The sequence below is a fragment of the Paucibacter aquatile genome, from assembly GCF_002885975.1.
Classification (GTDB): Bacteria; Pseudomonadota; Gammaproteobacteria; order Burkholderiales; family Burkholderiaceae_C; genus Paucibacter_A; species Paucibacter_A aquatilis.
In genome coordinates this window covers 339,948-351,928 of the sequence record NZ_POSP01000001.1, presented here as the reverse complement: position 1 = coordinate 351,928, position 11,981 = coordinate 339,948, and the positions used below count along the sequence as shown (strand labels likewise).

10 protein-coding genes are annotated in these 11,981 nt (G+C 65.6%); all 10 read right to left on the bottom strand.

The annotated features are described in order from the left end of the window. Positions 1–54: 54 nt before the first annotated feature. On the bottom strand, positions 55–240 hold the full coding sequence (locus tag C1O66_RS01600) for a hypothetical protein (protein WP_102766244.1): 186 nt from the start codon (positions 238–240) through the stop codon (positions 55–57). Between the two features lie 57 nt (positions 241–297). Next, entirely contained in the window at positions 298–1,233 is a 936-nt protein-coding gene (gene lpxC / locus C1O66_RS01595; protein WP_102766243.1) for a UDP-3-O-acyl-N-acetylglucosamine deacetylase, read from the bottom strand. Positions 1,234–1,250: 17 nt separating this feature from the next. Further along, entirely contained in the window at positions 1,251–3,353 is a 2,103-nt protein-coding gene (locus C1O66_RS01590; RefSeq protein WP_102766242.1) for a sensor histidine kinase, read from the bottom strand. A 308-nt stretch (positions 3,354–3,661) separates the two neighbouring features. Further along, complete coding sequence (gene ftsZ, locus C1O66_RS01585) at positions 3,662–4,942, bottom strand: cell division protein FtsZ (protein ID WP_102766241.1); 1,281 nt, start codon at positions 4,940–4,942, stop codon at positions 3,662–3,664. Positions 4,943–5,079: 137 nt separating this feature from the next. Continuing rightward, positions 5,080–6,309, bottom strand: a complete 1,230-nt coding sequence (gene ftsA / locus C1O66_RS01580) for a cell division protein FtsA (RefSeq protein ID WP_102766240.1) — start codon at positions 6,307–6,309, stop codon at positions 5,080–5,082. 13 nt (positions 6,310–6,322) lie between these two features. Continuing rightward, positions 6,323–7,204 (bottom strand): cell division protein FtsQ/DivIB, encoded by an 882-nt coding sequence (locus C1O66_RS01575; RefSeq protein ID WP_102766239.1) that lies wholly within the window; start codon positions 7,202–7,204, stop codon positions 6,323–6,325. Between the two features lie 53 nt (positions 7,205–7,257). Next, positions 7,258–8,244 carry a D-alanine--D-alanine ligase gene (locus tag C1O66_RS01570; RefSeq protein WP_102766238.1) on the bottom strand — a complete coding sequence of 329 codons (987 nt, stop codon included), beginning with the start codon at positions 8,242–8,244 and terminating at the stop codon, positions 7,258–7,260. Next, positions 8,241–9,647, bottom strand: coding sequence for a UDP-N-acetylmuramate--L-alanine ligase (murC, locus tag C1O66_RS01565; RefSeq protein ID WP_102766237.1), 1,407 nt, complete (start codon positions 9,645–9,647; stop codon positions 8,241–8,243). Before murC ends, C1O66_RS01570 begins: the two co-directional genes overlap by 4 nt. Continuing rightward, positions 9,644–10,732: an undecaprenyldiphospho-muramoylpentapeptide beta-N-acetylglucosaminyltransferase gene (gene murG / locus C1O66_RS01560; protein ID WP_102766236.1), complete on the bottom strand. Its 1,089-nt coding sequence runs from the start codon at positions 10,730–10,732 to the stop codon at positions 9,644–9,646. The genes murC and murG overlap by 4 nt, the downstream gene beginning before the upstream one ends. Next, complete coding sequence (gene ftsW / locus C1O66_RS01555) at positions 10,729–11,976, bottom strand: putative lipid II flippase FtsW (RefSeq protein ID WP_102766235.1); 1,248 nt, start codon at positions 11,974–11,976, stop codon at positions 10,729–10,731. The genes murG and ftsW overlap by 4 nt, the downstream gene beginning before the upstream one ends. Positions 11,977–11,981 lie beyond the last annotated feature (5 nt).

Here is an 11,981-nt window from a genome sequence, read left to right as displayed (position 1 = left end):
GCGCTAGGCCGCGCATCCACCGCCCGACACGCGCTGCGTGCCGGGCGGGCGTCCTCAAAGCATGAGGACCAGACGCTCGAGAAGGAGCACGGCAAAAAAGCCCAGCACGGCCAACAGGGTCCATTTGACGATGACCAGGCCGCGACGCCGCCAGACCACCTTGCCAGTCGCAATGTAGAGGGCGAAGCTGACGATGCCGGCAAACATCAACAAGCCGGCGACCAGGCGAAACATCATCATGAGCAAACTCCAGGCCTGACCCTCAGGCAGCACGGCCGAGCCAACATGGCCTCTGCCTCACCAGGCCGGAGCCAGCTGGGCAAATCCTTGCGGCGCGCGTGCCGCGTCTTCAAAGGTGACGATCTCGTAGGCCTCGGCATCGGCCAGCAAGGCGCGCACCAGCTTGTTGTTGAGCGCATGGCCGCCTTTGAAGGAGGTGTAGGCGGCCAGCAGAGGATAGCCGGCGACCTGCATATCGCCGATGGCATCGAGGATCTTGTGTTTGACGAACTCGTCGTCGTAGCGCAAGCCGTCGGCATTGAGCACGCGGTAGTCGTCCACGACGATGGCGTTGTCCATGGAGCCGCCCAGGGTCAGGCCGCGGCTGCGCATCAGCTCGATGTCGCTGGTCATGCCGAAGGTGCGGGCGCGGGCGATTTCCTTCTTGTACTGGCCCGAGCCCATGTCGAAGACATAGTGCTGGCCGGTGGCCGACACCGCCGGGTTGTCGAACTCGATCTGGAAGCTCAGGGTGTAGCCGTGGTGCGGCTCCAGCTTGGCCCACATCAGGCGCTTGCCTTCGCCCTGGCGGACTTCCACCGTCTTTTTCACCCGCAGAAACTTCTTGGCCGCGTTCTGCTGCTCGATGCCGGCGCTTTGCAGCAGGTAGACAAAGCTGGCGGCCGAGCCGTCGAGGATGGGCACCTCGTCGGCGTTGATGTCCACGTACAGATTGTCCAGGCCCAGGCCCGCGCAGGCCGAGAGCAGGTGCTCAATCGTCTGCACCTTGGGCGCGCCGGGGTCGCCGCCGGGGCTGATGGTGGTGGCCATGCGGGTGTCACAGACCGTGTCCGGGCGCACCGGGATGTCCACCGGGTTGCTCAGATCGACCCGACGAAACACGATGCCGGTGTCGGGGGCCGCCGGGCGCAACACCAGCTCCACGCGCTGGCCGCTGTGGATGCCGACGCCGACCGCCTTGGTCAGCGCCTTCAGGGTTCTTTGTTTCAGCATGTGCCGATTGTCGGCGATCAGGGCGCGGCTTGCTGGCCTGGGGCTGCTGGGGCCTCAGCCGTGGCAGTGCGCTGCACCGGGAGGCGCAAGCTCAAGCGTGTGCCCTGCCCTGGGCTGGACTCGATCTTCAGCGAACCGCCCAGGCGCTGAGCACGGCGCTGCTGGCTTTTCAGGCCGCGGCCGCGCTGTGCCGTGGCGAGATCGAAACCGTCACCGTCGTCCTCGACCCGGATCTCGACATGGCTGCCCTGGTTGCGGGTGACCATGCGCACACGCGTGGCCCGCGCATGCTTGAGTGCATTGGTCAATGCCTCCTGCAGCAAACGCAGCACATGCAGGGCGTCGGGCGGCTCCAGCCAGGTCAGTGGGGGCAGGTCTTGCACATCCCACTCCAGGCTCAGGCCACCGATCTGCAGGCGCTTGCCCAGGCGGTAACGCATGGTGGCCAGCAGCGACACCAAGTCATGGCCGACCGGCTCCAGCGAATCGATGACCAGGCGCAAATCGTCCACGCATTCGCGCAGCACCTCGACCACCTTGTCCTGCTCCATGCGGCCCTGCTCTACCGCCACCATGGCCGAGAGCAGGGACGAACCCAGTCCATCGTGCATGTCCTGCATCAGACGTTGGCGCTCCAGCAGCAAGGCCTGCTGGCGCTCGGCCTCGCGCAGGCGCTCGTGCTGGGCCAGCAGCTCATCGCTCTGCTGCTGCAGGCGCTGGGCCTGATGCGCATTGAGCTGCTCCACCTCTTCCAGCGCACCGATGTAGCGGCGCTGCACCGCGTAGAGAAAGCTGGCCACGATGATCAAGGTGGCGTAGGGCATCAGATAGATGTGCTGGGGCCAGGCCCAGCCGGCCAGCAGGATCACATCGTGCACGCCCAGGGCGAGACTGAGCGCCAGGCTGAGGGCAATCAGGCGAAGTTCTCGGCTGCCTTCGCGCAAAGCCACCACGGCCACGAAGACCGTGCCAGCCACGCTGACCAAGGCATTGATGGATTGCTGCAAAACCGGGTCCAGTGACAAGCCCCAGAGCGGCATGGTCAGCACCGTGCCCGCGGCCACCAGCAAGGCGACACCGCGCTCGAGGCGGGGAAACTGCCGTCGCGCGAAGCGCAGGGCAAACAAGAAGGTCAGCAGCATCACCCAGGACATGGAGGCATGCGTCATCCACCAGAACCACTCCAGTCCCAGAGGCGTGCGCGGCAGGTTCAGGTGGTAATGCAGATTGCGCACCAGCCAGGCCACCGAGGCCAAGGCAAACAGCAGATAGGCGGGCTCCGAACGCCGGCGCACCCACAGCGCCAGCGAGAACATGCCCAAGGCCACCAGGGTCAGGCTGATGGCCTGCGGCACGCCGATCTGCAGCATCCAGCGCTTGCGCGGCAGGCTTTCCAGCTGCTCGCGCGAACCCAGCCAGACGGTGGAGACCGAGTAGAAACTGTGGCGCACCACCGGCACGGCCACCACCAGCTCGATGCTGCGGTCGTGGTGCAGCTCGGTCAGGGCCGGCGGGAACAGGGCCCACAAGGGGCGCACCCATTGCTCGCGCGCGCCGTACTGGTTGTCGAAGACCTGACGCCAACCCTCATCGGTCTTGACCAGCACCGCCGCGGCCATGGACACCAGGCGCGGGGTGTAGAGCGCAACGCTGGTGGGCCAGCGCCCCTGCGGGGGGGCATAGCGCAGCCGGTACCAGCGCATCTCGTACTCGCGCGGCATGCCGGGCGTGGCCGAGGCAGCGCTGGCCGTGCGGGCGCGCACATCGGGCAGGGACACCGTGGCCCAAGCGGCGGGATCGGCAGGCGGCTGCAGGCGCGCAGGCAGCGTGGCGTGCGTGCCCTCCATCGAACGCAACGCCGCCCACCAGGCCTCTACATCGGCGCGGCTCCACACACTGACCGCCAACTCGGCGCTGTGCGCCTGTTCGCCACCGGCGCTCGGCGGCAGGTCTTCGAGCGCCAGGGCTTGCACCTGCGCCTGTGCAGGCAAGATCAGACAGACCCCGGTCAGACCCAGCCAGAGGGCGCGCAGCAACCGCATGCGCAGACCCAGGGCCGACACGGAGCCCAGCCGCTCGATGCGGCGCCAGAAGGACGAAAACACAAGCAGTGGGGGCATGCCCGGCAGCCTCTTTTCTTCTCTATCAAGGGGGCTCGGTCGAACCTGAGGTCTCGAAAGCACCTCAGCGTGGCGAAAGGCTGGAGCATGCCACAGGCCGTGGGGACACAGCCCACGGATCGATGCGGGGAGGAAGTCGCCGCCTGCTGCGAGCCAGGCGTTCACCGACGCGCCGCCTCAGGGCATAAAAAAACGGACCCCGCAGGGTCCGTTCAATTCGGTCTTGTGGCCGGTCTTGTGGCTTCAGGCAGCAAGCTCCCAAGAAGGGGAGCCTGTTGACCCAAACCGGCAGCGGTGGTCGATCAAGATCAGTCGGCTTGCTTGCGCAGGAAGGCCGGGATCTCGATCTCGTCCATGCCATTGGAGGACAGGGCTTCAACCTTGGTGGCCGCAGCCATGCGGCCATGGCGCCAGACGCTGTGCGAGCCGCCCAGATCGGCACCCAGGCCCGAGGCCACGCCGGTGCTGATGCCACCCATACCGCCGAGCGCGGCACCGCCGGCTTGCGCCACGGTGGCAGCGCCTTGCTGCATCTTGACGTGGTCGGTCAGGACCGGCACGTCATAAGTCCCGGTGCGCAGCTGCGTTTGTGCCGTCTGCTGCACCACCTGCAGCGGCGGCTGCTGGCGGGCACGCTGCGAAGACAGGCCGGTGGCGATCACGGTCACGCGCAGGGCGTCGCCCAGCGATTCGTCGTAGGCCGTGCCGTAGATGACATGGGCGTCGTCCGAGGCGTAACGCTTGATGGCGTTCATCGCGTTGCGGGACTCGCTCAGCTTGAAGTTGGCGCGGCTGGCCGCGATCAGCACCAGCACGCCACGCGCGCCGGACAGATCGATGCCTTCCAGCAGCGGGCAAGCCACGGCCGCTTCGGCGGCCTTGGCGGCGCGATCCGGGCCGCTGGCTTGCGCCGTGCCCATCATGGCCTTGCCGGGTTCGCTCATCACCGTCTTGACGTCTTCGAAGTCGACGTTGACCAGGCCGGGGATGTGGATGATGTCGGAGATACCGCCCACCGCATTCTTCAGCACGTCATTGGCATGCGCGAAGGCTTGATCTTGCGTGACATCGTCACCCAGCACATCGAGCAGCTTGTCGTTCAGCACAACGATCAGCGAGTCGACATTGGCTTCCAGCTCGGCCAGGCCGGCGTCAGCCGCCTTGGAGCGACGGCCACCTTCGAACTCGAAGGGCTTGGTCACCACGCCGACGGTCAGGATGCCCATGTCCTTGGCCACGCGAGCGATCACGGGGGCGGCGCCGGTGCCGGTGCCACCGCCCATGCCGGCGGTGATGAAGAGCATGTGCGCGCCCTGGATGGACTCGCGGATGCGTGCTTCGGCTTCTTCCGCTGCAGCTTTACCCATTTCAGGCTTGGCGCCGGCGCCGAGGCCGGTGCTGCCCAGCTGCAGGAGCTGGTCCGCCTTGGATCGGTTCAGGGCTTGGGCATCGGTATTGGCGCAGATGAATTCCACACCCATCACGCCCTGCGCGATCATGTGGTCCACCGCGTTGCCGCCGCCGCCGCCAACACCAATCACCTTGATTTGGGTGCCTTGGTCAAACTCTTCGATCATCTCGATCGCCATAATCAATTCTCCTTGAGCAATTGTGCCGCTGCTAAGCCCGAAAAACTATAGGGATGACCCTTTTTTTCATGCGCTGCCGTTGTTTTCCGACAGTTAATCGATCACTGCCTTACCCCAGCGGTAAGCAGATGTGAATTTCAGAAGTTACCCAGGAACCAATCCTTGGCCCGGCCGAACAGGGTTTTCATCGAACCAGCCTGCTGCGCCGCCTTCAAACCCCGGGTGCGTGACAGGCGGGCCTCTTCCAGCAAACCCATGACGGTGGCCGAACGCGGGTTGGAAACCATGTCGAACAAAGCACCGCCATAGGTCGGGTTGCCACGTCGCACGGGTTTCAGGAATATGTCCTCGGCGAGTTCCACCATACCGGGCATGACCGCCGATCCGCCGGTCAGAACAATCCCCGAGGACAGCAGTTCCTCATACCCGCTTTCGCGGATGACCTGATTCACCAGCGAGAATATTTCCTCGACTCTGGGTTCAATAACGCCGGCAAGTGCTTGTTTTGAAAGCATTCGGGGCGCGCGATCGCCCAAACCGGGTACCTCGACCTGGTCGGCCGGGTCGGCCAGCATCTGTTTCGCGACGCCATACTCGACCTTGATTTCCTCGGCATCCTTGGTCGGCGTGCGCAGGGCCATGGCGATATCGCTGGTGATCAGGTCACCGGCGATGGGGATGACGGCGGTATGGCGGATCGAGCCGCCGGTGAAGATCGCCACATCGGTGGTGCCGGCGCCAATATCGACCAGGGCGACTCCGAGATCGCGTTCGTCGGCGGTCAGGGCGGCCAGGCTGGAGGCGCTGGAATTCAAAACCAGCTGGTCCACTTCCAGGCCGCAACGGCGCACGCACTTGACGATGTTTTCGGCCGCGCTTTGGGCGCCGGTGACGATATGGACCTTCACTTCCAGGCGGCCACCGCTCATGCCAATGGGTTCTTTGACCTCATGGCCGTCAATCACGAATTCCTGCGGCTCGACCAGCAACAGGCGCTGGTCGTTGGGAATATTGATGGCTTTGGCGGTTTCCACGACCCGGGCGACATCGACCGGCGTCACCTCCTTGTCACGCACGATCACCATGCCGGTGGAATTCTGGCCGCGGATATGGCTGCCGGTGATGCCGGTGTAAACCCGGGAAATCTTGCAGTCGGCCATCATTTCGGCCTCTTTCAAGGCCTGCTGGATCGATTGCACGGTGGCGTCGATATTGACCACCACACCGCGTTTCAAACCATTCGAGCTGGCCACGCCAAGGCCGGCGATGCGCAATTCACCATTGCCCAGCACCTCGGCCACCACGGCCATGATCTTGGCCGTGCCGATATCGAGCCCAACGACCAAATCCTTGTATTCCTTGGCCATGCTTGTTCTTCCTTCAGTTTCTTATGGTTCCGGCGCCGGCTGCGGCGGGTTTGGCCGCGGCGACTGCCGGTTTGTTGGATTTGACGGGTTTGGCGACGGTGGAGTAGCCCTGCAATCGCACGGCATAACCATCGGCGTGACGCAGATCGGCAGACAAAAGCGGCGCCTGGAAGCGTGAGGTCAGCTGGGTCACCGTGCGCACCAGCTGCGCGTAGCGGGCCAGCACCTCGTCTTCCTCACCACGGCCCAGCTCGATCACCGCGCCCTTGTCCAGGGTGATGCGCCAGGAGCCCCGGCCGGACAGATCGAGCCGATCGATGCTGTCATCCATGGCGCGGCTGGCTTGCTGCAGGCGTTGCCACATGTGCAGCATGCTGGCGGCCGTACCGGCCGGGCCTGCCAGCACCGGCAGATCTTCATCCTCGACATCACCGAGGTTGGCCTGGAACACCTCACCGAAGCTGTTGACCAGGCGGCGCTCAACGGTGGCGTCGCTGTTGGCATCCGCCCCTTCGGCCTTAGTTTCCCAGTAAGCGGCAGGCTTGTGCTCTTCCAGCTGCACCTTGAGCTGGTTCGGCCACACCCGCTGCACCACGGCACGGCGCACCCAGGGCACGGCCTCAAAGGCCTCGCGCCCCTGCTGCAAGCTCATGCTCAGGAAGGAGCCCGAAAGCTGGGGCAAGGCATTGGCGCGCAAGGACGCAGCGCTGTTGCGTGAGACATCACCCTCCACCTGGATGGCGCGGATGGCGAACACCGGCAGGCGGGACACCCAGCGCAGGCTCAGACCCGCGGCCAATAGCAGCGCGCCCAGCAGCAAGACCGCCGTCACCGCATTCATCAGGCGGATGTCGGGCGGCAGCGGGCTGCTGACGGTGGCGGAGGCGGCGCGCATGGCGTGGTTGAAGGAGGTTCAGCTTCCGGGTTGAAAGGAGGGCGGGTTCGGGCTCAGCCCTGCTTGCTCGGCACCTGGCCGTCCAGGCGAGCTTGAGACAGCACCCACATGCACAGCTGCTCGTAGCTGATGCCAGCGGCCTTGGCCGAAACGGGCACCAGGGAATGCGAGGTCATGCCGGGCGAGGTGTTGATCTCGAGCAGAAAGGGCTTGTTGTCGCGCTTGCGCAGCATCACGTCGGCGCGCGCCCAGCCACGGCAGCCCAGCGAGCGGTAGGCGGCCAGGGTCAGCTCGCGCACCTCGCGCTCGAGCTCGACGCTCAGGGTGTCGGTCAGGTAGCGGGTGGTGTCGGTGAAGTACTTGTTCTGGTAGTCGTAGTTGCCGCCGACCGCTTCGATCTGCACCACCGGCAGGGCCACGGCGGTGTCGCCCTCACCGAGCACCGGGCAGGTGAGCTCGGGGCCGTCGATGAACTCCTCGCAGAGGATCTCGTCGTCGTAGCGCGCGGCCAGCTCGACCGCTTCTTGCATCTGCGAATAGCCCTCGACCTTGCTGCTGCCGATGGTCGAGCCCTCGTGCGGCGGCTTGACGAAGACCGGCAGACCCAGCTCGTCGGGGATGGCCATGCAGTTCTCGCGGCTGATCTCGCTCTTCTTGAGCTTGACATAGCGCGGCGTGGGCAAGCCATCGGCCAGCCACAAGCGCTTGGTCATGATCTTGTCGATGGCGATGCTGGAGGCCATCACGCCCGAGCCGGTGTAGGGGATGCCCAGCAGCTCCAGTGCACCCTGCACCGTGCCGTCTTCCCCATGGCGGCCATGCAAGGCGATGAAGCAACGCTCGAAGCCCTCGTCCTTGAGCACTTGCAGCGGACGCTCGGACGGATCGAATCCATGCGCATCCACGCCTTGCGAACGCAAGGCCTTGAGCACGCCCGGGCCCGACATGGTCAGCGAGACCTCGCGCTCGGCCGACGAGCCGCCCATCAGCACGGCCACTTTCCCCAGCGAACGGGGATCGATATTCAGATCCAGTTTCATGGCTGGACACCCTTCAAAAAAGTCACGGTTTGTGCCGGCACGGCACCGATGGAGCCAGCGCCCATCACGATCACAACGTCGTCGGCGCGCGCCGCCGCGGCAATGGCCTGCGGCAGGGCGGCGACGTCGTCGACAAAACTCACGGCCTCGGCCAGCGAGGTCTTCTGCAGCGCGGACAGCAGCGCGCGGCCATCGGCGCCGGCGATCACGCCCTCACCAGCGGCGTAGACCTCGGTCAGCAGCACAGCGTCGAAGCCGGCGATCACACGCACGAACTCTGCGAAGCAGTCGCGGGTGCGGGTGTAGCGGTGCGGCTGGAAGGCCAACACCAGTCGGCGGCCCGGAAAGGCGCCGCGCGCGGCCGACAGCACCGCCGCCATCTCCACCGGATGGTGGCCGTAGTCATCGACCAGGCTGAACTGGCCGCCCCCCGCTGCCGGCAGTTCGCCGTAGCGCTGGAAACGCCGGCCCACGCCGCCGAACTTGGCCAGCGCAGCCAGCACCGGCGCGTCCGGTAGCTCCAGCTCGTCGGCCACGGCGATCGCGGCCAGTGCATTCAAGACGTTATGCCGCCCCGCCAGATTCAGCACCACCGGCAGGTCGGGCCGACCCTGGCGCTGCACGGTGAAGCGCATGCCGCCGCCAGCCAGGGCTTGCATGTCGACCGCGCGCACATCGAGGTCTTCGTCGAAGCCGTAGGTCACCACCGGGCGCGAGAGCAGCGGCAGGATGGAGCGCACGCCGGCATCGTCGGCGCACATCACCGCCGCGCCGTAAAAAGGCATGCGGTGCAGGAAATCGACGAAAGCCAGCTTCAGGCGGGCGAAGTCATGGCCGTAGGTATCCATGTGGTCGGCGTCGATATTGGTGACGACGGCCAGCATGGGCAGCAGCTTGAGGAAGGAGGCGTCCGACTCATCGGCCTCGACGACGATGAACTCGCCCCGGCCCAGGCGCGAGTTGGCGCCCGCGCTGGCCAGCTTGCCGCCGATCACAAAGCTCGGGTCCTGGCCGGCCTCGATCAGCACATCGGTGACCAGGGAGGTGGTCGTGGTCTTGCCATGGGTGCCGGCGATGGCGATGCCTTTTTGCTGGCGCATCAGCTCGGCCAGCATGACGGCGCGCTGCACCACCGGGATGTGGCGCGCGCGTGCGGCCAGCACCTCGGGGTTATCGGCGCGCACGGCCGTGGAGGTGACCACCACCTGGGCATCGCCGATGTGCTCGGCCGCATGGCCGATCTGCACGCGAAGACCCAAGCTGGCCAGGCGCTGCAAGGTGGCGCTGTCGGACTGGTCCGAGCCCGAGACGCGGTAGCCCTGGGCCTGCAAGATCTCGGCAATGCCGCTCATGCCGGCGCCGCCGATGCCTACGAAGTGAATGCGTTGCAAAGCGTGTTTCATGGGCGGGCCCCTGTCATCTTTTCAATCTCATCGGCCACCCGCGAGGCGGCGCGCGGCCGTGCCAGAGCACGGGCCTTGTCGGCCATGGCCAGCAGTTGCTCGCGGTCCAGGTTTTGCAACAGCTGCTGCAGAGATTCAGCCGTCATCTCGTCTTGCGGCAGGTGCACGGCCGCGCCATGCTGGGCCATGAAGCGGGCGTTGTCGCGCTGGTGCGAGGTGGTGCTCACCACCAGAGGCACCAGCACCGAGGCCAGGCCGGCGGCGCAGATTTCGCTGACCGTCACCGCACCGGCGCGGCACAGCATCACATCGGCCGCAGCGAGCTCACCCGCCATGTCATCGATGAAGGGCCGGATGTCGGCTTGCACGCCGGCCGCCTTGTAAGCCGCCTGCACCGCCGCCAGATTGGCCTGACCGGTTTGATGGATCACCTGCGGGCGCGGCTGATCGGCCGGCCACAGGGCCAGGGCCTTGGGCAGCAGATCGTTGATGGCGCGTGCGCCCAGCGAGCCCCCCACCACCAGCAGGCGCAACGGGCCGCTGCGGCCGGCATAGCGCTGGGCCGGCGGCGCCAGGGCTTCGATCTCGGCACGCACTGGGTTGCCGGTGACCACGGCCTTGCTCGTCGAGGCCGCGGCCGCGCCGTCAAAGCCAAAGGCAATGGTCTGGGCCATGGGCTTGAGGCTCTGGTTGCTCAGCAGCATGGCCGCATCGGCATTGACCAGCATCAGGGGCCGGCGCATCAACCAGGCCATCAAGCCACCGGGAAAGCAGACATAACCGCCCATGCCCAGCACCGCATCAGCGCTGCGCGTCACGAACACCTGACGACTCTGCACAAAAGCCTGTGCCAGCTTGAACACGCCCTTGACCGTGTGCAGCAGCCCCTTGCCGCGCAGACCGGCAAAGGCCAGGCGATCGAGCGGGATGCCGGTGGGCGGTACCAGCTTGTTTTCCATGCCGAGCTCGGTGCCCATCCAGCTGACGCTCCAGCCGCGGCGCTTCATCTCCTCGGCCACAGCCAGGCCCGGGATGATGTGGCCGCCGGTGCCGGCTGCCATGATCACCAGATGCTTGGTGCTCATGCCCGGCCTCCGCGCATCAATTGCCTATTCTCGATGTCTATCCGCAGCACGATGGCCAAGGCCACGCAGTTCATCAAGATGGCCGAACCACCAAAGCTCATCAGCGGCAAGGTCAGACCTTTGGTCGGCAGCGCGCCCAGGTTCACGCCCATATTGATGAAGGCTTGGCCGCCCACCCAGATGCCGATGCCTTGCGCATAGAGGCCGGCGAACACGCGGTCCAAGGCGATCGCCTGTCGGCCGATGTGGAAGAGCCGGCGCGAAAGCCAGAAGAAAGCAATGATGACCAGCGCCACGCCGACAAAGCCCAGCTCTTCGCCGATCACGGCGAGCAAAAAGTCGGTGTGCGCCTCGGGCAGGTAGTGCAGCTTTTCGACACTGCTGCCCAGGCCCTGGCCCAGCCATTCGCCACGGCCCAGTGCGATCAGGGAATGCGTCAGCTGGTAGGCCTTGCCCTGGGCGTACTTCTCGTCCCAGGGGTTGAGGTAGGCAAAGATGCGCTCGCGGCGGAACTCGCTGAAGGTGATCATCAGCACAAAGGCGCCGACCAGCACGGCCACGATCAGGAAGAACATGCGGCCGTTGACGCCGCCCAGGAACAAGATGCCCATGGCGATGGCCGCGATCACCATGAAGGCGCCCATGTCCGGCTCGGCCAGCAGCAGCACGCCGACGATGGCCAGCGACACAGCCATGGGCCACACCGCCTGGAAGAAGTTCTCCTTCACATCCATCTTGCGCATCATGTAGCTGGCCGCATACATGGCGATCGCCATCTTGGCAAGCTCCGAGGGCTGGAAGTTCATCACGCCCAGCGGAATCCAGCGCCGCGCACCGTAGACCACCTTGCCCACGCCGGGGATCAGCACGGCCACCAGCAGCACCAGGGCCAGCACAAACATCCAGGGCGCATAACGCTCCCAGGTCGACACCGGCACCTGCACCGTGATCAGGGCCGCCACCAGACCGAAGGAGATCGCCACGATGTGACGGGTCAGGAAATGGGTGGGCAAGTACTTGGCAAAGCGTGGGTTGTCCGGCATGGCGATGGAGGCGGAATACACCATCACCAAGCCCAGACCCATCAAGGCCAAAACCACCCAGACCAGGGTGCTGTCAAAGCCGCTGAGCTTGGTTGGCTGACCGGCCGACACACTGACCCAATCGCGCACCGGCACGTTCTCCGCCCCGCCCTTGCTGCCGGCCCACAGCGCACGCAGGCGCTCGGTCCAGGGCTGGATCATTGTGG